The sequence below is a fragment of the Agromyces sp. 3263 genome (genome assembly GCF_031456545.1).
GTDB lineage: Bacteria > Actinomycetota > Actinomycetes > Actinomycetales > Microbacteriaceae > Agromyces.
Window position 1 is genome coordinate 999,779 of record NZ_JAVDUV010000001.1, and the last position, 22,793, is coordinate 1,022,571.

Consider the following 22,793-nt stretch of genomic DNA (forward strand, 5'->3'; position numbering starts at 1 on the left):
GGGCGATCGCACCGCGAAGGCGAGCGCCGTCACGCCTCGAGGACGCTGCGCTCCTCCTGCTGCCGGTAGAGCGAGGCGTACACGCCGTCGGCGATCACGAGCTCGGCGTGCGTGCCCTGCTCGACCACCCGGCCGGCGACGATCACGAAGATCACGTCGGCCGACACGACCGTCGACAGCCGGTGCGCGATCGCGATCGTGGTGCGGCCGCGCGCCGCGTCGTCGAGGGCCTGCTGCACCACCCGCTCAGAGATGGTGTCGAGCGCGCTCGTCGCCTCGTCGAGCACCAGCACCGCCGGGTCCTTCAGGAGCACGCGGGCGATCGCGATGCGCTGCTTCTCGCCGCCGGAGAGGCGGTAGCCGCGTTCGCCCACGATCGTCTGGTAGCCCTCGGGGAACGACGCGATCGTCTCGTGGATGTTCGCCGCACGAGCAGCAGCCTCGAGCTCGGCGTCGGTGGCGTCGGGCCTCGCGTACCGCAGGTTGTCGGCGATCGACGCGTGGAACAGGTAGGTCTCCTGGCTCACGATGCCGATGTGCGAGATGAGCGACTCCTGGCTGAGGTCGCGCACGTCCTCGCCGGCGAATCGCACCGTGCCCTCCGACGCCTCGTAGAGCCGCGGCACGAGGTAGGACACCGTGGTCTTGCCGGCGCCCGAAGGCCCGACGAATGCCGCGAACTGGCCCGGCTCGATGGTGAAGCTCACCCCGTCGAGGGTGGGGCGCCCGTCGCCCTCGGCATCGGGGTAGCGGAACGTGACGTCGTCGAACTCCACGCGCCCGAGCGCGGGGCCCGCCGTCACCTCACGTGCGGTCGGGGCATCCGTGATCGAGGGCTTGAGATCGAGGTACTCGAAGATGCGCGCGAACAGGGCGCTCGAGGTCTGCAGGTCGAGCGCGACCCGCATGAGCCCCATGAGCGGGAACAGCAGCCGCGCCTGCACGGTCGTGAACGCGACGATCGTGCCGGCCGTGACATCCGCGGTGCCGCCCGCGATGAGCCACCCCGAGACGAGGTAGACGATCGCCGGGATCGCGGACATGAAGATGCCCACCATCGCGAAGAACCACTGGCCCGTCATCTGCTGCTTCACCTGCAGCCGGATCTGGTTCTGGTTCTCGTCGGCGTAGCGGTCGATCTCACTCCGCTGCCGCGTGAAGCTCTTCGAGAGCAGGATGCCCGAGACCGAGAGCGTCTCCTGTGTGATCGCCGTCATCTCCGACAGCGACTCCTGGGTCTTGCCGGCGATGCGGGCCCGCACCTGCCCCACGCGTCGCTGCGCGATCACCATGAACGGCAGCAGCACGAGCGCGATGACCGTGAGCTGCCAGCTGAGGATCAGCATGGCGATGAACGCCGAGATGACCGTGACGGTGTTGCCGAGCACGCTCGAGACGGTGTTGGTGAGCACGGATGCCACGCCGCCCACGTCGTTCTGCAGGCGCGACTGGATGACGCCCGTCTTCGTGCGCGTGAAGAAGCTGAGCTCCATCGACTGCAGATGCGTGAAGAGGCGCACCCGGAGGGACCCCATGACCTGGTTGCCGATGGTCGCGGTGAGCCACGTCTGCCACACGCCGAGCAGCGCCGAGACGATGTAGACGATGATCATCGCGCCGACGATCCATGCGAGCACCGGAAGGTTCGGTCCCATGACGTCGCCGTCGGCCCCGACGGGGAACAGCCCGTCGTCGAACGCCCGCTGGGTGAGCAGCGGCGGGATGACGCTCAGGCCCGCTCCGATGAGCACGAGCACCACGGTGGTGGCGAGGGCGACCTTGTGCGCGGCGAACAGCTCGGAGATGCGACGCAACAGGTGCGGGATCTTGGGTGCGTCGGCGTTCTCGGCCCGCTGTGCCGACTCGTCGGCCGAGGCGATGCGGGTGCGCGCCTTGCCGTACCTGCCGGTCTGGCCGCCCGGCGCGCTCGCATGCATGCTCATGCGCTCAAGCCTAAGTCGGGGGTGCGACGCGACGGCCGGGCTTGCGGCTTCGGGCGGGGGGCGTTCGCTCACCGCGTCATCGCCCGCGCCTGCCCCTGTTCTGGGGGTCCCGCGCCGGCGAGGAGGCGATATCGTGAGCGGCATCTGGCTGTCCCGACCCGAGGGAGCGATGCCATGTCCCGTATCGGCGTGCCCGAGAACCGATCGTCACGAGCCGACCGCCCGCGCCCACGATGGCTACCGGTCCTGGCGGCGCTGGTCGTCGCCGGAATGGCCGCGCTCGGGGTCGGCGGGGTCGGCGGGGTCGGCCCAGCGGCTGCCGCCGAGGGGGATCCGCTCACCGTGACCGTCACCGACTGCGGCTACTTCGAGTCGGGTCGCATCGACTATGCGTTCAACGCGACGAACACGTTCACCGACAAGCTGATCGCACTGCTCAATGCGGAGGGCCTGGCCATCCAGCAGGTCCCCTTCGGGACCGCACTCACCGGCACCGGGGGCTTCGATGTGGCACCCGGCTCCTACTCCATCGTGCTCGTCGAGTCGCTCGGTCAGATCGGCGGCATCATGGCGCAGGTGCCCGCGACCGTCGGGGCCTGCGCCGACCTCGGCGTGTCGGTCGAGGTCACCTCGTGCAGCACGGATCGCAGCGGGTCCATCCTGCTCACCCTGAGCGAACTCGTGGCGGGCGGGATCGTCACCTATGACGTGGAGGGGCCCGACTTCTCGACCGGCGGGTCGCTGGACGAGTACGGCACGACCGAGGTGCTCGACCTCGCCGACATGCCGCCGGGCAACTACTACGCCCTGGCGGAATGGCACCCGATCGCCGGCGGCGCCGAACCTCCGGCGCTCGTCTTCGACTGGGTCGGATTCGCGGTCGCGCCCTGCCAGCCGGCGATGCAGCTCGCGGTCACGCCCACCGGCGCCGATGGGACGGGTGGCGTGGACGTCACCCTGTCGAGCCTCGTGAACGGGGTGGACTACCGGGTGTGGGTGACCGACGCGGGCGACCCCGACGGCACGTCGTTCGGCGCCCCGCAGGCGGTGACGGGTGACACGACGGGAACCGCCGCTCTCGGCTTCGGGTCGTTGCCCGGCGGGCACGTCGTCACGGTCTGGGTCGAGGGGACCTGGGAGGGCACGTGGGAGGAGCCGCCGTTCCTCGGCAACGGGGGCAACTTCGCTCCCCTCGAGTCCGTGACGCTCGCCACGAGCGCCGACGCGTCGGGGGCACCGGCTCCGGCCGTGGTGGCGGAGCCAACCGGGACCCCCGCCGCGACGGCGACGTCGACACTCCCGGACACCGGCCCCGACGGACTCGCGGGCTCGGTGCTCGCGGCCGTCGCCCTGCTCGGCCTCGGCGCCGCACTGCGCATGCGCCGACTCCCGCGCGCCGCGGGTCGCTCGCGCACCTGACCCTACGCCTCGGCTGCGATGCGACGGCCCCCGCGGGTCGCAGGCACGACGATGCGTGCCACCTGTTCGAGCCGCGGGTGCAGCTCGTCGCCGTGCTCCACCACGCCGGTGTGCCAGCTCATGACGAGGCCATCGGCCGTGTCCTCCAGCAGCGCCAGGTTGTTGTCGAACCACGGACCCTTCACGGTGCTCCACTGGAACGGCGGGTCCGGCACCTTCGCCGATCGCGCCGCCGCGGCACCGATCGGCGTCGCCACGCCGTACGACATCACGACCGCGAACCACCGCAGGAACCGTGGGAGCGGGTTCCGCACCGGCGAGCACACCGCCTGCACGATGCGGCCGCCGTCGTCGCGCTCCACCTCGGCGAGGTACGAGTAGTGGACGTCACCCGACAGGAAGGTGATCGTCTGAGGCGCCAGGCCGCGCCTGCCGTCGGCGACCTCCGCCACGATTCGTGCGACCGCCTGGAAGCTGTTCTGGAATGCAGCCCAGTGCTCGAGGTCGACGGCCTGCCGCAGCCGTTCGCCGATCCACGCCGCCGGCCTGCCCCAGGCGCCTTGAGCGATCGCCTCGTCCCAGGCTTCGACGTTGTGCAGCCCCATCGGCAGGAGGAACGGCAGGGAGGTCGCCACGAGCACGTGCCGGAACCCCCCGCGGAGGTGGTCGTCGAGCCAGGCGAGCTCCTTCGCGTTCACCAGCCCTCGACGCGAGGGCGCGAGCTCGCGCGAGACCCTCGAGTCCACGACGACGAGCCGCACGTCGTCGAACTCCCGGCTGTAGCTCCACCTGTAGGTGTCCGGGTGGGTGTCGCACCGGTCGGCGAACTCGTCGAGCACGTCGGTGAGATCGAGCTCCTCCTCGCTGTCGTGTGCGGTGATCCGTCGCCAGATCTGGTCGTCGGCCCGCTCGGCCGGTGAGAGGTTCCCGAGGTGCTGGTACACCCAGTAGGCGGCCAGTCCCGCGACGATGCGACCCCGCCACCATGAGGTGGCCTCCATCTTCTTCTTCCAGTCCAGCGAGGCGTTCCAGTCGTCGCGGATGTCGTGGTCGTCGAAGATCATGGCGCTCGGGAGGCAGGAGAGCAGCCATCGGTTCGCCTCGTCCGACCACGCCAGCTGGTAGAGGTGCGCGTACTCCTCGTAGTCCTTGAGCTCGCGACCAGGTTCCTCGTGGATGTCGCGTCGTGCCCTGATGAAGTCCTGCATCTCCGCCGACGTGGAGTCCGCGTAGACCTGGTCGCCGAGGAACAGCAGCAGGTCGGGGCGCTCCGCCCGCCCCTCGGCCACCGCCAGCGCGAAGGCGCGCAGCGAGTCGACCCCGTGCGTTCGGTTGCCCGAGCGATCGTGGGGAACGCTCGTGCGGCAGGACCCGTAGGCCATCCGCAGTGGACGGCCGGGCGTGCGCGTAGAGATCACGGGCGCTGGGAACTCCGACCCGGGCTCGGGGCAGACGACGGTCTCGTCGATCCGCACCTCGTACGGCAGCTCCGAGGCGGCATCGAGACCGTCGACCTCGATGAGGGCGTAGTGATGCCCGTGCACCGCGAAGGTGCGGGCATGCCACGACCGCCCGCCGGCGGCCACGCTCACCCGGCAGGCCGCGCGCGTCTCCACCCAGATGCTGGCCGACGTCGCATCGACGTAGCGCAGCATCGGGCCGAGGAGCAGCGGCGACGAGGCCATCCCACTGTTCTACCGTCTCGGACCGACGCTGACCACGGGTTGCGCTGCACACATGGCGGATGCCGCGAGCCCCCGCTCGCGGCATCCGTTCTCCCAGCCCGTTCGGGTCGAGCTGGTCGCCTACCCCTTCGTGGATCCGGCCAGCAGGCCGCGCACGAAGTAGCGCTGCAGGCTGAAGAACACGATGAGCGGGATGACGATCGAGATGAAGGCGGCCGCGGTGAGGAGCTGCCAGTCCTGTCCGCGTGTTCCGGTGAGCTCCGCCAATCGTTGGGTGAGCGGCGCGACGTCCTGGGTGCCGCCCGAGAAGATCAGCGCGACGAGCAGGTCGTTCCACACCCAGATGAACTGGAAGATCGCGAACGACGCGATCGCGGGAACGGCCAGCGGGAGCACGATGCGGAAGAAGATCTGCCCGTGCGTCGCACCGTCGACCCGCGCCGCCTCGATCACGTCGGCCGGGATCTCCGAGATGAAGTTGTGCAGCAGGAAGATCGCGAGCGGCAGCGCGAACATCGAGTGCGCGAGCCACAACGGCAGGTAGTTCTGCTCGGGGATGATCGGGATGACGTCGTGCAGCCAGGCCTGCATCGGGCGCAGCACCGTCGAGAAGATCTGCAGGAGCGGCACGAGGGCCATCTGCAGGGGGATGATCTGCAACGCGAAGATGATGATGAAGAGCACGCCGACGCCGCGGAACCGCATCCAGGCGAACGCGTACGCCGCCATCGACGCGAACACGAGGGGGATGAGGGTGGCGAGCAACGCGATCGCGATCGAGTTGACGATGTACGAGCCCAGCTGCGGCGACGATGCCGACGACGAGAACAACACGTTCTGGTAGTTCTCGAGGGTGAACCCCGGGTTCGAGAAGATCGTCCACCACCCGGTGGTGCGAATGAGCTCAGCCGGTCGGAACGACGAGATGAAGAGGCCGAACGTGGGGATGGTCCACAGCACCGCGATGATGAGCGACGCGATGGTGGCCGTGCGCGACGTGAGGCGCTTCTTCACCCGCATCGTCTTGGGCACGTCGTACTCACGCTGCTCAACCTCCTCGAGGGTGCCGAGGTTCTTGCCGACGGGAAGATCGGCCGGGGCGACGCTGCTCATCGGATCTCCCTCTGCTTGCGGAGCACATTGACGTTGTAGATGACGATCGGCAGCACCAGCACGAAGAGGATGAGGGCGAGCGCCGAGCCGCGCCCGATCTCACTCGCGCGGAACGCCTGGGTGTACATCTCGTTGGCCACGATGCTCGTGTTGAAGTTTCCGGCCGTCATGGTGCGCACGATGTCGAAGACCTTCAAGGTGGCGATCGAGATCGTCGTGAGGACGACCACCAGTGCACCCCGGATGCCCGGGATCGTGACGTTCGTGAATCGCTGCCACGCGTTCGTGCCGTCGAGCTGCGCCGCCTCGATCTGCTCCGTGGCGATGCCCTTGATGGCGGCGCTGAGCACCACCATCGCGAATCCGGTCTGCACCCAGATCATCACCACGATGAGGAGGATCGTGTTGATCGGGTCCGTCTGCAGCCACTGCACGGGTTCACCGCCGAACGCGACCACGATGGCATTGAGGAGGCCGATCTGCTCGCGGTCGCCCGAGCGGTACTCGTAGACGAACTTCCAGATCACGCTCGCGCCGACGAACGAGATGGCGATCGGCATGAAGAGGACCGACTTGTAGTATCGCTCGCCGCGGGACCGATCGATGAAGACGGCGTAGGCGAGACCGACGGCCGTCGCGAACGTGGGCACGAGCAGCACCCAGATCACGGTGTTGATGAGCGTGCGGATGGCGGCCGGCTGGGTGAAGGTCCAGACGAAGTTGTCGAACGTCCAGTCCCCCGACGAGTCCTGGAACGCCAGGATGCTCGTGCGGATGGCCGGATAGACGAGGCCGATCGCGACGAAGATGAGCGCCGGTGCGAGGAACCCCGCCAGTTGCCAGTAGTCTCGGCCCTTCTTCGGGGCCTTGTCGATGAAGAAGATGAGGAGGCCGACGACCGCGGCGAACACCGCGAGCCCCATCACCACCTGCAGGATCTTGCCGAGGAGATCGGCCGTGGTCATCGTGCCTCCCGGTTCGTCGTTGAAGCTGGGGTGCCGAGGGGCGGGGTTCTCCAACCCCGCCCCTCGATCATGCGCCTTGCCCGCGGTGCGCCGGGCGCGGCGCGCGGACGATCAGCTGGACGGCCAGGTCGACTCGATGGTGTCGAGCACCTGCTGGGTGCTGTCGCCACCGACCCAGGCCACGATGCCCTTCCAGAAGGAGTCGGCGCCCACGGCACCGGGCATCAGGTCGGATCCGTCGAACCGGAAGGTCGTCTCGGGGTCCTGGAGGATCTCGATGGACTGCACCAGCAGCTCGCTCGACGCGTTCTCGGGGTCGACGCCCTTGTTCGCGCTGATGACGCCGCCGAGGCTGACGCGGTTGTTCGCCCAGGTGTCGCTCGAGAGGTAGGCGCGGAACGCCTCGACCTCGTCGGCCTCGCGGAAGGCCACCACGATCTCGCCACCGCCGGTGACCGACAGCGGGTCGTCGGCGTTGGCCGGCGGGAGCAGGAAGCCGAACACGTCGCCGTCGGAGGCGACCTTCACCTCGTCACCGCCCTCGGGGTTCCAGAAGGTCTCGTAGAACGAGGCCTGGTGGTGCAGCGAGCACTCGCCGTCGAGGATGGGGAGGCCGGCCGTCTGGAACGCCTCGGTGACCTGCGTGGACACGTCGCCGATGCCGCCGTTGACCATGTCCTCGCTCTTCAGGTACTGCCCGACCGCGTCGAACGCGTCGGCGACCTGCGGGTCGTTGAAGGGGATCTCGTGGGTCACCCACTGGTCGTAGGCGTCGGCGCCGTTGAGGCGCAGCATGTAGTCCTCGACCCAGTCGGTGCCCGGCCAGCCGGTGGCCTCACCGGACTCGAGTCCCACGCACCACGGCTTGTGGTCGCCGTCGGCCGCGATCTGGTCGGAGAGGTCCTTGAGCTCGTCGAGGGTCTTCGGGATCTCGTACCCCTTCTCCTCGAACTCGGTCGGCGAGTACCAGACGTAGCCCTTGATGCTGGCCATGAGGGGCGCCCCGTAGAAGGTGTCCTCGTACGTGCCGTACGCCTTCCAGTCGGGCGACCAGAACTCGTCGGCGTTGGCCTCGACTTCCTCGGATGCCGGGATGAGCCAGCCGCCCGCCGCGAGGCGGTTCATCAGGCCGGGCTGCGGCACGAAGCCGACGTCGGGGGCGTTGCCGCCCTCGGCGAGCACCGCGATCTGGGCCTCGAACTCGCTCGAGCCCTGGTACTCCACGGAGATGCCGGTGCAGGTCTCGAAGTCGGCCCACGACTCGTTCAGCCGGTCTGCCTCGAGGTCGAGGATGGTGCCGGCGGCCGTCACCTCTGCGCCGTCGAACGTGCCGTACTGCTCGTAGGGCCCGCAGTCGACGTCGGCCGCATCTTGCTCGGCGGCGTCTCCAGTACAGCCCGTCAGGGCGAGCGCGACCGCGGCAGCGCCCACGACGGGGGCCAGCCAACGGCTATGCCGTGTGGATCTCATGTCTTCTCCTCGTTGAGTGTGATGCAGGCGAAGCCGGAACCGGTTCCAGCCTCCACGGTAGGACAACCCGCGATTCCTGACAACCCGCGAGAGGTCACGGTTCGGACACCGATCGAATTTCGCTGCCACCGTTGAGGGAGAGCGCTCCCACCGCGGCGTTCCGCGGCGCGCTCGGATCGTCGACGCGTTCAGGAAACGGTTCCACATTCCGGAGCCCGGACACTACACTCGCAACGAAGCTGCCCGACGGAGGGAGGCGCGGATGGCCGCCATCGGCGATGTCGCGCGTCTCGCGGGCGTCTCGAAAGCCACCGCCTCGCGGGCCCTGTCGGGCCGGGGCTACGTCGCCGACCAGACGAGGGTCCGGGTCGAGGCCGCCGCCGCCGAGATCGGCTACATCGCGTCGCCCGACGCCGCGAGCCTCGTCACCGGACGCACCAAGAACGTCGGCGTGGTCATCCCCTTCGTCAATCGCTGGTTCTTCGGCGAGGTGCTCGAGGGCATCGAGCGCGCCCTCCTCGGTGCGGGCTACGACCTCACGCTCTACAACCTCTCGGACTGGGGTCCGGGCCGCGACCGGGTCTTCGACTTCTTCCTGGCGCGCAAGCGTGTCGACGCGGTGATCGCGGTCGGCGTCGACCTCGACGAGCGCGAGGTCGCGTCGCTCGACCGTCGTGAGAAGGCGCTCGTGTGCCTCGGCGGCAGCGGCGGCGCGGCCGCGCGGCTCTCGGTCGACGATCGCGCCGTCGGGCAGCTCGCCACCGAGCACCTCCTGCACCTGGGGCACACGCGCATCGCGCACCTGGCCGGCCTCGGCGCCGAGAGCCGGCCCGCGAGCGTGCCCGGGCAGCGGCGCCAGGGCTTCCTCGACGCGATGTCCGCCGCCGGCCTGCCCTCCGCCGAGCCCGCGCACCTCCTCGAGGCCGACATGAGCATGCCCGGCGGCTACACCGGAGCGCTGCAGCTCCTCGGGCACCCGGGCCGCCGCCCGACCGCCGTGTTCGCGGCATCCGACGAGATGGCCTTCGGCACCATCCGCGCCGCGGAACGGCTCGGCATCGACGTGCCGGGCGACCTCTCGGTGATCGGCGTCGACGGGCACGAGAACGCCGAGATGTTCGAGCTCACCACGATCGAGCAGTACCCGGGCGAGCAGGGCCGGCTGGCCGTCGACGTGGTGCTGCGCCTGCTCGGCGACGACGCCACGGCCGACCCGCTGCCCGACTCGGGTGCGCCGCTGCCGACGCGCCTGGTCGTGCGCGCGACGACGAGCGCTCCCCGCTGACCAGCCCGACGAATCGGGGCAGTGCAGGACAGCGGATGCCCCGGGGCGGATGCCTCGGCGCGCCTCAGGTCGCGTCGCCGACCGCGATCGCCTCGGCCTCGGCGAGCGCGGGCTCCGGCGCCCCGTCGACCCGCCGCAGCGCGCGGTGCCCGACGAGCACCACGAGAAGCGCGACCAGCACCGAACCGGCTGCCGCGAAGTACGGCGCCTCGGGCGAGATGAGGTGCGCGAGCTCGGCCGCCGCAGGCGGGGCGATCGCGCCGCCGAGGAACCGCACGGCCGAGTACGCGCTCGACGCGACGGATCGCTGCAGGTCGGTCGCCTCCATGACGCACTCGGTGAGCACGGTGTTGAGCACCCCGAGCACGAGTCCGCCGGCGACGATGCAGACCACGAGCGCGGTCGGGTCCTCGATCACGAACCCGGCGGCGGCGAGGTCCACCGCGAGGAGCGGCAGGGCGATCCAGAGCACGCGGGTGCGCGGCATCCGTGCGGTGAGGAGCGGCGCGACGAAGACGGAGGTGATCGCGAGCGCGACGCCCCACCCGAAGAACGTGAGGCCGAGCCCGATGGCGTCGAAGCCGAGCGGGAACGGCGAGTACGCGAGCAGCACGAAGAAGCCGATGTTGTAGAACAGGGCGGCACCGGCCAGCACCGCGAGGGCAGGCCGGCGGAGGGCGCGGACGGGGGCGGACAGCCGCGTCGGCACCGGCCGGCTCGCGGCATCCGGCCCGCTCGTGTCGTCCTTCAGGAACACGACGATCGCGATGAAGCCGATCGCCATCAGGGCCGCGGTGCCGAAGAACGGGCCCCGCCAGCTGAGGTTGCCGAGGAACCCGCCGAGGAGCGGCCCGATCGCGATGCCGAGGCCGAGTGCGGCCTCGTAGAGGATGATCGCCGAGCCCGATCCGCCCGCGGCGGCACCGACGATGGTGGCGAGGGCCGTGGAGATGAAGAGGGCGTTGCCGAGGCCCCAGCCGGCGCGGAAGCCGATGATCGACTCGACGTTCTGCGAGAGCCCCGCCGCCGCCGCGAAGACGACGATGATGCCGAGGCCGATGAGCAGCGTCCGCTTCGCGCCGATGCGACTCGAGATGTAGCTGGTGCCGAGCATGGCGACGCCGGTGACCAGCAGGTAGCTCGTGAAGAGCAGCTCGGTCTGGGTGGGCGTGGCCTCGAGGCTCTCGGCGATCGCCGGGAGGATCGGGTCGACGAGGCCGATGCCCATGAACGCGATGACGCACGAGAACGCGACGGCCCAGACGGCCTTCGGCTGCTTCAGGATCGACCCGGATGCCGCGTGGCCGGCGCTCACGCGACCACCCCCGTCGAGGCGGCGTCGCGGACCCGCTCGAGTCGCGCGCGGACGATCTCGACCGCCGCTGCCAGCGTGGCGAGCTCGTCGGGCCGGAGGTCGGCGAAGGTGGGGGTGAGGGCGGTCGCGAGCTCCTCCCGCCACCCGGCGAGGGCGGCGAGGCCGCGGGGGTCGGCGGAGATCAGCCACGCACGTGCGTCGCTGACGTCGGCGATGCGGCGGATCCAGCCGCGCTCGTCGAGCGTGTGCACGAGCTTCGTCATGGTGGGCTGCGACACACGGCTGACCCGGGCGAGCTCGCCGAGGCGCATCGGCCCGAGGTCGCGGAGCACGCTGAGCGTGCGCCAGACGGCCGGCGACTCGGTGCTGCCGGTGACGGATGCCGCGAGCCTCGTGATGCGGTGGTTCACCGAGACGAGGTCGCCGAGGACGGTGGGAAGGTCTGCTGGCGTGGTCACCCGACCATTTTACATAGCTTGCCTATCTACTGTCTCGCATCCGGCACGAGAGGTCAGAAAGCCCTTTCTCGGAAATCCGCGCCAATGGCACGAATCCGCCGCATTGCCTCTTGCCAACGCGCACGATCGTGGGATAGAAACGTCTGCAGCACCTGAGATAGCGCTTTCTCAGCGGTGATCAACGACGATGACTGGAGACCACGTGTTCCCGACGACACGACGAGGCCGACCCCCGCGGGCCGCCACCCGAACGCGAGGCCGTCGATGAGCGCCCTCGGTGAACTGCGGCGCATCAAGGGCACCTCGGCGCCGAAGTCCCGCACGCAGAACAAAGCGGCCTTCCTCTTCCTCCTGCCCTGGTTCATCGGGCTCGCGCTCATCACCGTCGGGCCGATGGCGGCGTCGTTCGCCCTCTCGTTCACCAGGTACAACCTGCTGAGTCCACCCCGCTTCATCGGCATCGACAACTACGTGCGGATGTTCGAGGACGAGCGGCTCCACACGGCCCTCTCCGTCACCTTCCAGTACGTGTTCATCTCGGTCCCGCTGCAGCTCGGCCTCGCGTTGGCGCTCGCGATCGTGCTCGACCGTGGGCTCCGCGGCCTCGCGCTCTACCGGTCGGCGTTCTACCTGCCGTCGCTGCTCGGCGCGAGCGTCGCGATCGCGATCCTGTGGCGCCAGCTCTTCGGCGTCGACGGCCTGTTCAACGTGGTGCTCGGCTGGTTCGGCATCGAGGGCCAGGGCTGGATCTCCAACCCCGAGACCGCGCTCGGCACGCTCATGGTCCTCAACGTGTGGACGTTCGGCGCACCCATGGTGATCTTCCTCGCCGGGCTCCGGCAGATCCCCGTCATGTACTACGAGGCGGCATCCGTCGACGGTGCGGGCCGCTGGCAGCAGTTCCGGCACATCACGCTGCCGATGCTCACGCCGATCATCTTCTTCAACCTCATCCTGCAGCTCATCGGAGCGTTCCAGTCGTTCACCCAGGCGTTCGTCGTCTCGGGCGGAACGGGAGGCCCGGTGGACTCGACGCTGTTCTACACGCTGTACCTCTACCAGCAGGGCTTCGCGAACCTCAACATGGGGTACGCCTCGGCCATGGCCTGGCTGCTCCTGGTGATCGTCGCCGCGCTCACCGCCATCAACTTCTGGGCCTCGAAGTATTGGGTGTTCTACGATGACCAAGACTGACCCCTCGACCGACCTCGCACCGCTGACCGAATCGGTCGTCACCGGACTCCCGCCCGAGCGGGTCCGCGAGCAGCGCCGCCGGCGGAGCCCGTTCCGCAAGCCGGTCACGAGCATCCTGCGCCACGTGTTCCTCATCGCGGCGGCCGTGCTGATGCTCTACCCGGTGATCTGGATGGTGGTCAGCTCGTTCCGGCCGACCGACCTAATCTTCCGCGAGGCGGGCCTCGTCTTCGACAGCTTCGAGATCTCGAACTACGTCGATGGATGGAACGCGCTGACGTACCCGTTCAACGTGTACCTGCTGAACTCGGGGCTCGTGGTGATCGGCTCGATCGTCGGCAACCTCGTCTCGTGCTCCCTGGCGGCCTACGCGTTCGCGCGGCTCGAGTTCACGGGCAAGCGGTTCTGGTTCGCGATCATGCTGCTGAGCATCATGCTCCCGATCCACGTGATCATCGTGCCGCAGTACGTGCTGTTCTCCCAGCTCGGGTGGGTCAACACATTCCTGCCGCTCATCGTGCCGAAGCTCCTCGCGACCGATGCGTTCTTCATCTTCCTGATGGTGCAGTTCATCCGCGGCATCCCGCGCGAACTCGACGAGGCCGCGCGCATCGACGGGGCGGGGCATCCGCGCATCTTCCTGCAGATCATCCTGCCGCTCATGGTGCCCGCCCTCGCGACGACCACGATCTTCACGTTCATCTGGACCTGGAACGACTTCTTCAGCCAGCTCATCTTCCTGACCAAGCCGGCGCTCTACACCGTGCCGCTCGCCCTCAACGCGTTCCAGGACGCGCAGAGCTCGACCGACTTCGGCGAGCTGTTCGCGATGAGCGTCGTGTCGCTCATCCCCATCTTCCTGATCTTCCTCTTCGGCCAGCGATTCCTGATCAAGGGCATCGCCACGACGGGGATCAAGTGATCGGCCAGGCCGATCCGACGCGGGCGCGCACGGTCGCGCGCACGCCCACCGCACCACCGGCTCCACCCACCCCCCTGCACCACACCACACCACGGAAGGACACCACCATGCGAGGCAACACACGACGCCGCATGGGCGTCGTCACGGCCATCGGCGCAGCGACGATGCTCGCGCTCACGGCCTGCGCCGGCAACCCCGCCGCCCCCGCCGACGAGGCGCCGAAGCTCGAGCTCTCGGACGAACCCGTGACGCTCTCGTTCACCTGGTGGGGCAACGACACCCGTCACGCGATCACGCAGGAGCTCATCGCCGCGTTCGAGGCGGAGCACCCGAACATCACCATCGAGCCCCAGTACACCGACTGGGCCGGCTACTGGGACAAGCTCTCCACCTCGGTGGCGGCCGGCGACATCCCCGACATCATCCAGATGGACGAGAAGCAGCTGTCGACGTACGCGGCCAACGGCGTGCTGATGGACCTCGGCGGCCTGTCCTCCGTGCTCTCCACCGAGGACTACCCCGAGGCCGTGCTCGGCACCGGGGCGCTCGACGGCACCCAGTACGGCGTGCCCGTCGGCATCAACTCGTACACGATCATCGCCAACCAGGACGTGCTCGACCAGTACGGCATCGACCTGCCCGACGACGAGACCTGGACCTGGGACGACTTCGTCGCCACCGCCCAGGAGGTCGCCGAGGCGAGCGGCGGCGCGGTCGCGGGCACCCAGTCCTGGGGCTTCGAGGACGGCGGCCTGAACAACTGGCTGCGCCAGCACGACAGCGCGCTCTACAACGCCGACGGCGAGATCGCCGCGAGCGAGGAGGACCTCGCGGGCTGGTGGGAGTTCCTGCTCGATGCGACGAAGGACGGCGCCACGCCCGAACCGTCGGCGACGATCGAGCGCGAGTCCGGCGGCCTCGCCGAGTCGTTCACCGCGACGAACCAGTCGGCGTTCGGCCCGTGGTGGTCGAACCAGGTGCAGGCGCTCCGCGACGCGAGCGGCCAGGACCTCGTGGCCCTGCGCGTGCCCACGAGCAAGGGCGCATCCGACGGCTGGGCGTACTACAAGCCGTCGATGTTCTGGTCGGCGTCGGCGAAGACCGAGCACCCGGCCGAGGTCGCCACCTTCCTCGACTTCCTGTCGAACAGCGAGGAGGCCGCCGACCTGCTGCTCGCGGAGCGCGGCGTGCCCGCCAACGAGAAGATCCGCGACTACATCACGCCGAAGCTCGACGAGGTCAACCAGACCGTCGTCGGCTTCCTCGACGACCTCGCACCGCAGGTCGGCGACGCACCGGCGGCCACACCCCCGGGCGGCGGCATGATCGAGGCGATCATCGACCAGCACACCCAGCAGGTGCTCTTCGGCGAGATGACTCCCGAAGAGGCCGCGGCGAGCTTCCTCGCCGAGCTGCAGCGGGCGCTCGACGACGCCGCCGTCTAGTCCGCGAGCGAGTTCCCAAGCCGACGGATCCTCCCGGACCGTCACCCGAGCGGCTGCCGCGTCTGCCTGCGCGGCAGCCGCTCATCTCCCCGCCGACCCGCGTCGGCATCGCCTTCCCCGCGGCACGCGGCGTAGCGTCATCCCAAGCCCCTTCCCGATGGAGGTCCCAGTGCCCAACCCGCCCCGGCAGGTCACGATCGCCCAGGTCGCCGAGTACGCCGGCGTCTCGCAGGCGTCGGTGTCACGGGTGCTGAACCGCAACCAGAAGGTCGACCCGGCGATCTCGGCCAAGGTGCGCGACGCGATCGAGAAGCTCAACTACTCGCCGAGCCAGATGGCGCGCAACCTCGTGCGCGGCCGCAGCAACACCGTCGCCCTCGTCGTGCCCGACCTCGAGAACCCGATGTTCCAGGGCGTGCTCAAGGGGCTCGCCCGCGAGGCGGCGCTCGACGGCTACCGGGTGCTCGTCGCCGACACCGCCGAGCGAGTCGCCGACGAGGAGGACATCGCCGTCGAGGCCCGCTCCCGGTGCGACGCGCTCGTGCTCGTCTCGCCGCGCATGCCGGCCGAGCGGCTCGAGGCCCTGCTCGCCCGATCAGGCCCGATCGTCGTCGTGAACCGCCCGGTCGCGAGCGATCCGGCGGCAGAGCTCTCGGTCGACTACGAGCACGCGACGCGCACCCTCGGCGAGCATCTGGTCGCCCTCGGCCACACCCGTATCGCCTACCTCGCCGGGCCGCCGCAGGCCTATGCCGACGGGCTCCGCCGGCATGGGCTCGCCGAGCTCGTCGCCCGCCACGAGCGCGTCGAGGTGTTCGACCTCGCGGCCGGCTCACAGGTCGAGGACGGCTACCGCGCTGCCGAGGACGTGCTCTCGTCGAGCGCGACCGCCGTCATCGCCTTCAACGACCTCGTCGCCCTCGGTCTGCTCGCCCGGCTCCGCGAGCTCGGCGTCGACGTGCCCGGCGAGATCTCGGTGGCCGGCATCGACGACATCCCGCTCGCGCGGTTCTCCGCTCCGGCGCTCACCACCATGTCGGTGCCGCGCCTCGAGCTCGGCGCCCAGTCGTGGCGGCGCCTGCGGGATGCGATGGCCGGCTCGCCGGCGACGCATCCGCTCTCCTACCGGGCGATCCTCGAAGCGCGCGGGAGCACGGGACCCGCGCCCGAGGCGTCGGGCTGGTTGTCGCCCGGCCGTCCGGTGCTGCGCATCGGCGACCGGGTGGTGGCCCGCTACGAGGAGGGCACGAGCATCGACTCGGTGCTCTCCCCGCGGCCCTACCTGCACCCCGTCGAGACGCTCGGCGGCGTTCGCGTCACCGACAGCCACCCCACCGACCACCTGCACCACTTCGGCATCGGCGTGGCCCTGCCCGACGTCAACGGCACCTCGTACTGGGGCGGCCGCACCTACGTGCAGGACGTCGGCTCGGTCATGCTCGAGAACCAGGGCGCGCAGCGACGCGACGCGCTCACGGTCGACGACGACGTGCTGGTCGAGCGGCTCACGTGGATCGACGAACGCGAGGTGGCGCAGCTCAGCGAGGTGCGCGTGCTCACGGGGCGTCCGGCCCGCGTCGGCGAACGCGACGCCTGGACGCTCGGGTGGCGCAGCACGCTCGCCGCGAACTTCGGCGCGCTCACGCTGGGCTCCCCCGCGACGAACGGCCGCGAGGGCGCGGGCTACGGCGGCCTGTTCTGGCGGTTCCCCCGCTGGGACGCCACGGTGATCACCCGCGACGGCGAGGGCGAACGCATCGCCCATGGCTCCACGTCGCCCTGGCTCGCCGTCGTCGACGCCGGACGCCGGGTCACGGTGCTGCTCGCGCAGCCCGAGGGCCGGCCCGCGCTGCCGTGGTTCGCGCGGGTCGACGAGTACCTGGGCATCGGCCCAGCCGTGGCGTGGGACGAGGTCGTCTCGGTGCCCGAGGGCGGCCGGCTCGAGCTCGGCATCGATGCCCTGCTCATCGATCGCGCGATCACGGATGCCGCAGAGCTCGAGCAGCTGGCCTCGACGCTCGGCGCCGTGGTGAACACGCCGGTCGCCGGCCTCGAGACGGGGCTCGTCGCCAACCCGGCCCGGCACTCGTGATCGGTCGGATGCCGCGCATCGGCCTCGCGGGCGTGCACGGCCACGGCGCCAGCCACGTGCGCGCGGCACGGGAGCTCGAACGCGACGCGCGCGCGATGCTCGCCGCGGTGGCCGACCACCGACCACCGGGGCCCGACCTCGACGGCGTCACGGCGTACCGCGAGGCGAGCGACATGATCGCCGCGGAGGGACTCGACATCGTGATCCTGTGCACGCCGATGCACACCCACCTCCCGCTCGCCGAGCAGGCGTTGCTGCACGGCGCGCACGTGCTGCTCGAGAAGCCGCCGACCCCGACGCTCGACGAGTTCCATCGTCTGCTCGCCGCGAGCGAGGCGACGGGGCGGGCGGTGCAACTCGGCTTCCAGAGCCTGGGCTCGACGGCCGTCCCGGCGATGCGCGACCTCATCGCCGCCGGGGCCATCGGCGATCCGGTGCGCTACGGCGCCCTCGCGACCTGGGTGCGGAACGTCGACTACTGGCGGCGGGCACCGTGGGCCGGGCGCAGCACGCTCGACGGGGTGCCCGTGGTCGACGGCGCCGTCACGAATCCCCTCGCGCACGCGGTGGCCACGGGCCTCGCGGTCGCCGGGGCCACGCGCGAGGAGGACGTCGCCGCCGTGCGGCTCGACCTCTACCGCGCGAACGACATCGAGGTCGACGACACCTCGTCGCTCGTCGTCGACCTCGCCGGCGGCGCGACCCTCGCCGGTGCGCTCAGTCTCACCGCGCCACGGCGCAGCGAGCCGTGCATCGTCGTCGAGGGCACGGCCGGGCGCCTCGTGCTCTGGTACACGCTCGACGTCATCCAGCTCGTCGAGCCCGGCTCCGACGTGCCGGTGACGAGCAGCCATCCCCGCATGGGTCTCCTCGCGAACCTCGTCGACCACGTCGTCGACGGCACCCCGCTGCTCGTGCCGGCGGCATCGACCGGCGCGTTCATGCGCGTGCTGGAGGCGGTGCGCGAGAACGGCCCGCCCGCCCGCATCGACCCATCGCACGTCGACCGCGTCACCGACGACGAGGGCACGCACCTCGTCGTGCGGGACCTCGAGCACTGGAGCGCCCGGGTCGTCGGCGAGGGCCGCACGTTCGCCGAGCTCGGCGCGCCGTGGAGTCGGGCCGGCTGAGGTCGGCCGGCGTCTCAGGGACAGGCGTCTCAGGGACAGCCCGGTGGTCGCCTCGTGGTCGGCGTCGTAGCGTGCCATCGGGCGACCTGCGGTGCCGATGAGGACTCCGCGGCCCCACCGATGAAGGAGGGCACCATGACCACCGAGACCGCTGCCGCCTCAGGCGCGGCGATCAGCGCCGCCGACGGGATCACGCTGCAGAGGGTCGCCCGCGCGGGCGGCTACACGGGTCCGAATGACGGCATCCCGGGGCCGAACACCTGGAAGGCCCTTCAGCAGACCGGCAAGGGGTACGGGTACACCGGCGCCATCGACGGCTCCCCTGGGCCCGACACGTACCGGGGCGTCCAGCGGCTCGCCGCCAAGGGCGGCTACACGGGCCCCATCGACGGCGTCATGGGACCCGCGTCGTGGAGGGGCCTGCAGACCGTGCTCACGGGCTTCGGCTATGCCGGCCCGATCGACGGCGTTCCCGGAACCGACACCTGGCGGGCGCTCCAGGTGCTCGCCCGCATCGGCGGGTACTTCGGCCCGTACGACGGCGTCCTCGGGCCGAACTCCTGGAAGGGGGTGCAGGTCGTCCTCACGGGCGCCGGGTACGCCGGCCCTCTCGACGGCGTCGCCGGACCAAACACCTGGAAGGCGCTCCAGCGCATCGCGCAGCGGGGCGGGTACGCGGGGCCGATCGACGGCGTGCCCGGCCCGAACACCTACGCCGGGCTGGCCGCGCTCCTCGTCCGCAGCGAGCACGACTGACCTGCACGAACGACGGATGCCCCGTGGCTCGCGATGAGCCACGGGGCATCCGTGTCGATCTGGTGACGTGACGTCACCTCAAGCTGCGGCGCTCGAGCGAGCGCACACGACTACTTGAGGGTGACGGTCGCGCCGGCCTCCTCGAGGGCAGCCTTCGCCTTGTCGGCGGTCTCCTTGTTCGCGCCCTCGAGCACGGCCTTGGGAGCACCGTCGACGACGGCCTTGGCCTCGCCGAGGCCGAGCGAGGTGAGCTCGCGGACGACCTTGATGACCTGGATCTTCTTCTCGCCGGCAGCCTCGAGGACGACGTCGAAGGAGTCCTTCTCCTCGACCTCTTCAGCAGCAGCGCCGCCGCCAGCGGCAGCGGGGCCGGCAACGGCGACCGGAGCGGCCGCGGTGACCTCGAAGGTCTCCTCGAACGCCTTGACGAACTCCGAGAGCTCGATGAGGGTCAGGCCCTTGAACTGCTCGAGCAGCTCTTCAGTGGACAGCTTCGCCATGTTTTTTCTCCTTAGATTCTTGGTTACTCACCGCTTGAGAGGCTCGCGCCTACGCAGCGGACTCCTGCTTCTCACGCAGCGCGTCGACCGTGCGAACGGCCTTCGACAGCGGTGCGTTGAACAGATATGCGGCTCCGAACAGCGAGGCCTTGAAAGCACCGGCGAGCTTCGCCAGCAGCACTTCACGGGACTCGAGGTCGGCGAGCTTGCCTACCTCTTCGGCGGTCAGGGGCTTGCCATCGAAATAGCCGCCCTTGACCACGAGGAGGGGGTTCGCCTTGGCGAAGTCACGCAGGGCCTTCGCGACGGCGACCGGGTCACCGTGCACGAATGCGATCGCGGAGGGACCGGCGAGCTCGTCGTCGAACGACGAGATGCCGGCGTTGTTCGCCGCGATCTTGGTCAGCGTGTTCTTCACCACGGCGTAGCTCGCGTCCTCACTGATGGACTTGCGCAGCGTCTTGAGCTGGGCAACAGTGAGGCCGCGGTATTCGGTCAGCAGAACGGCGGTCGAGCTCTCGAACAGGTTCGTGAGTTCGGCAACCGAGGCTTCCTTGTTCGCCATGGCCACTCCTTGTGAATTCAACGCGCACCGCGGAAGCGGTGCACGGCCTGGGAGCGCTGGAAGCTCAGAGCGTCGAGCAAAAGAAAAGAGCTCCGGCGCAGTTGCGCGGAGCTCGGCCCGAATGAACGGGAAGTCTTCGTCACACCTGCGCGGGCACTTGCTTTCGCAAGACTTCGGTCGACTCGCCCCGTGAATGAACTCGGTGCGCGCACGACAACCAGCGGTCTTCGGCTCCGACAAGAGTAGCGGATGCCGCGGGCGCCGCCAAATCGGCCCGCACGCGGCATCCGGCACCGACGTCGCGGATGGTGGAGCGGCAATCAGTGCCGCCCCCGATGTCGGATGCCGGATCGAAGCTGAGACTGTGCGCAGTACGGGCGCTGCACCCCGACCCCGAGGCGCATCCGGCAGCTTCCGCGATCGAAGGAACACATCATGACGACAGAGACCGTCGCCGACCGCGTACCCGAGGGGCCGACCGGACGACAGATCATCACGTTCGCGCAGGTGGACCCGGCAACCGCGGCTCGCGAGCTGCGGGACATCGCAGGGCTCGACCTCGCCAACGCCCGCGACGTGGGCGCGTTCGGCACGCTCGAGGAGGTCGCCGGCGACGGCGTCTACCTCGAGGAGCTGAACATCGCGATCGTCGACTCGGTGCCGGATCAGCTGGGCGCCCTCTCACGTGCGGTCGGCGACTCGGCGAGCCCCGTGCTCGCCATCGAGCCCGAGGTGTGGGTGCACGCCCTCACCATGGAGGACCTCCGCACCTCGGAGGACGTCGAGACCGGCGAGACCACGCAGGACGACGAGGTCGACGCCGCGGAGGTCTACGCCGACACCGCCGCGTACACGTGGGGCCTGAAGGCCGTACGGGCCATCCCGCCGATCCTGCGCACCGCGCCGTGGTCTGGCACCGGCATGCGCGTCGCGATCCTCGACACCGGCATCGACCTGGGGCATCCCGACTTCGCCGGCCGCGTGCTGGCGAGCCAGTCGTTCATCCCGGGGCAGCCGGTGCACGACGGCCACTCGCACGGCACGCACTGCGCGGGCACGGCCGCCGGCATCAAGGTGCCGCCGGGCGGACAACGCCGCTACGGCGTCGCGCACGGCGCCCGCCTGCTCGTGGGCAAGGTGCTGTCGAACTCGGGCAGCGGCACGAGCGGGCAGATCCTCGCGGGCATCAACTGGGCCATCCAGCAGGGTGCGACCGTGATCTCGATGTCGCTCGGCTCCTCGGTGAACGTCGGCCAGGCGCACTTCACGTACTACGAGCAGGCCGCGGTGGCCGCGCTCAACGCCGGGACCCTCATCGTCGCGGCGGCGGGCAATGACGGCTGGGCCCCGGTGAACGCGCCGGCGAACAGCCCCTCGGTACTCGCCGTGGCCGCGGTCGACCAGACGCTCCAGCGCGCGTCGTTCTCGTGCGTGGCACTGAACGGCGGCGGCGGCGAGGTCAACGTCGCGGCCCCCGGCGTGGCGACGTACTCGACGGTGCCGGTGGAGAAGGGCTCCTACGGCGTGAAGAGCGGCACGAGCATGGCGACTCCGCATGTCGCGGGCATCGCGGCGACAATCGCCCAGAAGACCGGCCTGCGCGGCCGCGAGCTCTGGCGTGAGATCGAGCGCACCGCCCTGGCGTTGCCGCAGTCGGCGCAGCAGGTGGGCGCGGGCCTCGCGATCGTGCCGACGCGGATGCTGAAGATCGTGGTGCCGACGCCGATCCCGTGGCGCCCGGGTCCGATCATCGATCCCGGCCCCATCCAGCCGCCGATCGACGTCCCGGCGCCGTGAGCGACCGGCGAACCCGGTGGTGAGACGGGGATGACGAAGGAAGGCCGGCGTCGCGTGCACGTCACGCTCGGCGGCGACCCCGAGTCGGCGAGGTCCGTGGAGGACCTCGCCGCCGCGGGCCTCGAGGTCGAGGAGCGCCTCGATGCCATCGGCGTGGTCACCGGCTGGGCCGATGACGAGACCCTCGAGCGGCTTCGCTCGATCGACGGGGTGACGGTGGAGGCGGAACGCGGCGTGCAGCTGCCGCCCCCGGACGCACCGGTGCAATAGCGCACGACGGGTGCCCCGGTCCCGGTGGGCGCCGTGTCGGAGGCCGGGAGTAGACCGGGGACATGGAGATCACTCACCTGAATCCCGCGTCGTCGTTCCGCAACCCCGCCTTCAGCCAGGGGGTCCTCGTCCGCGGCGCGTCGAACCTGTTGTACGTCGGCGGCCAGAACGCCACGGACTCATCGGGGGCCATCATCGAGGGCGGCCTCGGCGCGCAGACCGAGCAGGCGCTGAAGAACGTGCTCGCCGTGCTCGCCGAGGCCGGCGCCGACCAGTCCAACGTGGTGCGCCTCGCCGTGTACCTCGTCGACGGCGAGTCGGTCGACGAGGGCTACGCCGCATCGGCGAAGGTCTGGGGCATGAACCCCACCGCCCTCACGGTGCTCATCGTGCCGCGCCTCGGCCGGCCCGACGCGCTCGTCGAGATCGAGGCGGTGGCCGTCCTCGAGTGAGTTCGGCCCGACCGGCG

At 70.1% G+C, this 22,793-nt stretch carries 20 protein-coding genes; 11 read left to right on the forward strand and 9 right to left on the reverse strand.

The window, feature by feature from the left end; genetic code table 11:
- Positions 1 to 29: 29 nt before the first annotated feature.
- Positions 30 to 1,937 carry an ABC transporter ATP-binding protein gene (locus J2X63_RS04525; protein WP_396133142.1) on the reverse strand — a complete coding sequence of 636 codons (1,908 nt, stop codon included), beginning with the start codon at positions 1,935 to 1,937 and terminating at the stop codon, positions 30 to 32.
- Positions 1,938 to 2,117: 180 nt separating this feature from the next.
- Here J2X63_RS04525 and J2X63_RS04530 point away from each other — a divergent pair, with 180 nt between their 5' ends.
- Positions 2,118 to 3,362 (forward strand): hypothetical protein, encoded by a 1,245-nt coding sequence (locus J2X63_RS04530; protein WP_309974329.1) that lies wholly within the window; start codon positions 2,118 to 2,120, stop codon positions 3,360 to 3,362.
- Positions 3,363 to 3,364: 2 nt separating this feature from the next.
- Here the strand turns inward: J2X63_RS04530 and J2X63_RS04535 are convergent, their stop codons facing one another.
- From J2X63_RS04535 to J2X63_RS04550, 4 genes are all read right to left on the reverse strand, one after another.
- Positions 3,365 to 5,047, reverse strand: a complete 1,683-nt coding sequence (locus tag J2X63_RS04535; protein ID WP_309974331.1) for an alkaline phosphatase D family protein — start codon at positions 5,045 to 5,047, stop codon at positions 3,365 to 3,367.
- 120 nt (positions 5,048 to 5,167) lie between these two features.
- Positions 5,168 to 6,160: a carbohydrate ABC transporter permease gene (locus tag J2X63_RS04540; protein WP_159604887.1), complete on the reverse strand. Its 993-nt coding sequence runs from the start codon at positions 6,158 to 6,160 to the stop codon at positions 5,168 to 5,170.
- Positions 6,157 to 7,125, reverse strand: coding sequence for a carbohydrate ABC transporter permease (locus J2X63_RS04545; protein WP_159604885.1), 969 nt, complete (start codon positions 7,123 to 7,125; stop codon positions 6,157 to 6,159). The genes J2X63_RS04540 and J2X63_RS04545 overlap by 4 nt, the downstream gene beginning before the upstream one ends.
- Before the next feature lie 111 nt (positions 7,126 to 7,236).
- Positions 7,237 to 8,595 (reverse strand): ABC transporter substrate-binding protein, encoded by a 1,359-nt coding sequence (locus J2X63_RS04550; protein WP_309974334.1) that lies wholly within the window; start codon positions 8,593 to 8,595, stop codon positions 7,237 to 7,239.
- A gap of 262 nt (positions 8,596 to 8,857) precedes the next feature.
- Here J2X63_RS04550 and J2X63_RS04555 point away from each other — a divergent pair, with 262 nt between their 5' ends.
- A complete protein-coding gene (locus J2X63_RS04555) occupies positions 8,858 to 9,880 on the forward strand; it encodes a LacI family DNA-binding transcriptional regulator (RefSeq protein ID WP_309974335.1) in 1,023 nt (340 codons plus the stop codon).
- A 64-nt stretch (positions 9,881 to 9,944) separates the two neighbouring features.
- On the opposite strand, the gene J2X63_RS04560 is transcribed toward J2X63_RS04555, so the two are convergent.
- A complete protein-coding gene (locus J2X63_RS04560) occupies positions 9,945 to 11,195 on the reverse strand; it encodes an MFS transporter (RefSeq protein WP_309974337.1) in 1,251 nt (416 codons plus the stop codon).
- The gene (locus tag J2X63_RS04565; protein WP_309974338.1) at positions 11,192 to 11,653 is read right to left on the reverse strand and encodes a MarR family transcriptional regulator; all 462 of its coding nucleotides are present in this window, start codon (positions 11,651 to 11,653) and stop codon (positions 11,192 to 11,194) included. Before J2X63_RS04565 ends, J2X63_RS04560 begins: the two co-directional genes overlap by 4 nt.
- 264 nt (positions 11,654 to 11,917) lie before the next feature.
- Between J2X63_RS04565 and J2X63_RS04570 the strand changes: the two genes are divergently transcribed.
- The 6 genes from J2X63_RS04570 to J2X63_RS04595 all read left to right on the forward strand — a co-directional run bounded on the left by J2X63_RS04570 (position 11,918) and on the right by J2X63_RS04595 (position 19,192).
- The gene (locus J2X63_RS04570; RefSeq protein ID WP_309974340.1) at positions 11,918 to 12,847 is read left to right on the forward strand and encodes a sugar ABC transporter permease; all 930 of its coding nucleotides are present in this window, start codon (positions 11,918 to 11,920) and stop codon (positions 12,845 to 12,847) included.
- A gap of 151 nt (positions 12,848 to 12,998) precedes the next feature.
- Positions 12,999 to 13,769, forward strand: coding sequence for a carbohydrate ABC transporter permease (locus tag J2X63_RS04575; RefSeq protein ID WP_396133143.1), 771 nt, complete (start codon positions 12,999 to 13,001; stop codon positions 13,767 to 13,769).
- A gap of 107 nt (positions 13,770 to 13,876) precedes the next feature.
- The gene (locus J2X63_RS04580) at positions 13,877 to 15,214 is read left to right on the forward strand and encodes an extracellular solute-binding protein (protein WP_309974345.1); all 1,338 of its coding nucleotides are present in this window, start codon (positions 13,877 to 13,879) and stop codon (positions 15,212 to 15,214) included.
- 169 nt (positions 15,215 to 15,383) lie between these two features.
- The gene (locus tag J2X63_RS04585; RefSeq protein WP_309974346.1) at positions 15,384 to 17,306 is read left to right on the forward strand and encodes a DUF6807 family protein; all 1,923 of its coding nucleotides are present in this window, start codon (positions 15,384 to 15,386) and stop codon (positions 17,304 to 17,306) included.
- A gap of 8 nt (positions 17,307 to 17,314) precedes the next feature.
- Positions 17,315 to 18,436, forward strand: coding sequence for a Gfo/Idh/MocA family oxidoreductase (locus tag J2X63_RS04590; RefSeq protein ID WP_309974349.1), 1,122 nt, complete (start codon positions 17,315 to 17,317; stop codon positions 18,434 to 18,436).
- 135 nt (positions 18,437 to 18,571) lie between these two features.
- The gene (locus J2X63_RS04595) at positions 18,572 to 19,192 is read left to right on the forward strand and encodes a hypothetical protein (protein WP_309974351.1); all 621 of its coding nucleotides are present in this window, start codon (positions 18,572 to 18,574) and stop codon (positions 19,190 to 19,192) included.
- 110 nt (positions 19,193 to 19,302) lie between these two features.
- Here the strand turns inward: J2X63_RS04595 and rplL are convergent, their stop codons facing one another.
- Both rplL and rplJ read right to left on the reverse strand, forming a co-directional pair.
- On the reverse strand, positions 19,303 to 19,692 hold the full coding sequence (gene rplL / locus J2X63_RS04600; RefSeq protein WP_159603822.1) for a 50S ribosomal protein L7/L12: 390 nt from the start codon (positions 19,690 to 19,692) through the stop codon (positions 19,303 to 19,305).
- A gap of 49 nt (positions 19,693 to 19,741) precedes the next feature.
- Positions 19,742 to 20,257: a 50S ribosomal protein L10 gene (gene rplJ / locus J2X63_RS04605; RefSeq protein WP_130351776.1), complete on the reverse strand. Its 516-nt coding sequence runs from the start codon at positions 20,255 to 20,257 to the stop codon at positions 19,742 to 19,744.
- A 435-nt stretch (positions 20,258 to 20,692) separates the two neighbouring features.
- Between rplJ and J2X63_RS04610 the strand changes: the two genes are divergently transcribed.
- The 3 genes from J2X63_RS04610 to J2X63_RS04620 all read left to right on the forward strand — a co-directional run bounded on the left by J2X63_RS04610 (position 20,693) and on the right by J2X63_RS04620 (position 22,776).
- Entirely contained in the window at positions 20,693 to 22,054 is a 1,362-nt protein-coding gene (locus J2X63_RS04610; RefSeq protein WP_309974354.1) for a S8 family serine peptidase, read from the forward strand.
- A gap of 30 nt (positions 22,055 to 22,084) precedes the next feature.
- Positions 22,085 to 22,324: a hypothetical protein gene (locus J2X63_RS04615; protein WP_309974357.1), complete on the forward strand. Its 240-nt coding sequence runs from the start codon at positions 22,085 to 22,087 to the stop codon at positions 22,322 to 22,324.
- Between the two features lie 62 nt (positions 22,325 to 22,386).
- Positions 22,387 to 22,776 carry a RidA family protein gene (locus J2X63_RS04620; RefSeq protein ID WP_309974359.1) on the forward strand — a complete coding sequence of 130 codons (390 nt, stop codon included), beginning with the start codon at positions 22,387 to 22,389 and terminating at the stop codon, positions 22,774 to 22,776.
- Positions 22,777 to 22,793 lie beyond the last annotated feature (17 nt).

Coding starts and splice junctions, on each gene's coding strand:
- J2X63_RS04525 (WP_396133142.1), bottom strand. CDS start 1,937: ATGCATGCGAGCGCGCCGGGCGGCCAGACCGGCAGGTACGGCAAGGCG.
- J2X63_RS04530 (WP_309974329.1), top strand. CDS start 2,118: ATGTCCCGTATCGGCGTGCCCGAGAACCGATCGTCACGAGCCGACCGC.
- J2X63_RS04535 (WP_309974331.1), bottom strand. CDS start 5,047: ATGGCCTCGTCGCCGCTGCTCCTCGGCCCGATGCTGCGCTACGTCGAT.
- J2X63_RS04540 (WP_159604887.1), bottom strand. CDS start 6,160: ATGAGCAGCGTCGCCCCGGCCGATCTTCCCGTCGGCAAGAACCTCGGC.
- J2X63_RS04545 (WP_159604885.1), bottom strand. CDS start 7,125: ATGACCACGGCCGATCTCCTCGGCAAGATCCTGCAGGTGGTGATGGGG.
- J2X63_RS04550 (WP_309974334.1), bottom strand. CDS start 8,595: ATGAGATCCACACGGCATAGCCGTTGGCTGGCCCCCGTCGTGGGCGCT.
- J2X63_RS04555 (WP_309974335.1), top strand. CDS start 8,858: ATGGCCGCCATCGGCGATGTCGCGCGTCTCGCGGGCGTCTCGAAAGCC.
- J2X63_RS04570 (WP_309974340.1), top strand. CDS start 11,918: ATGAGCGCCCTCGGTGAACTGCGGCGCATCAAGGGCACCTCGGCGCCG.
- J2X63_RS04575 (WP_396133143.1), top strand. CDS start 12,999: ATGCTCTACCCGGTGATCTGGATGGTGGTCAGCTCGTTCCGGCCGACC.
- J2X63_RS04580 (WP_309974345.1), top strand. CDS start 13,877: ATGCGAGGCAACACACGACGCCGCATGGGCGTCGTCACGGCCATCGGC.
- J2X63_RS04590 (WP_309974349.1), top strand. CDS start 17,315: ATGCCGCGCATCGGCCTCGCGGGCGTGCACGGCCACGGCGCCAGCCAC.
- J2X63_RS04595 (WP_309974351.1), top strand. CDS start 18,572: ATGACCACCGAGACCGCTGCCGCCTCAGGCGCGGCGATCAGCGCCGCC.
- rplL (WP_159603822.1), bottom strand. CDS start 19,692: ATGGCGAAGCTGTCCACTGAAGAGCTGCTCGAGCAGTTCAAGGGCCTG.
- rplJ (WP_130351776.1), bottom strand. CDS start 20,257: ATGGCGAACAAGGAAGCCTCGGTTGCCGAACTCACGAACCTGTTCGAG.
- J2X63_RS04610 (WP_309974354.1), top strand. CDS start 20,693: ATGACGACAGAGACCGTCGCCGACCGCGTACCCGAGGGGCCGACCGGA.
- J2X63_RS04615 (WP_309974357.1), top strand. CDS start 22,085: ATGACGAAGGAAGGCCGGCGTCGCGTGCACGTCACGCTCGGCGGCGAC.
- J2X63_RS04620 (WP_309974359.1), top strand. CDS start 22,387: ATGGAGATCACTCACCTGAATCCCGCGTCGTCGTTCCGCAACCCCGCC.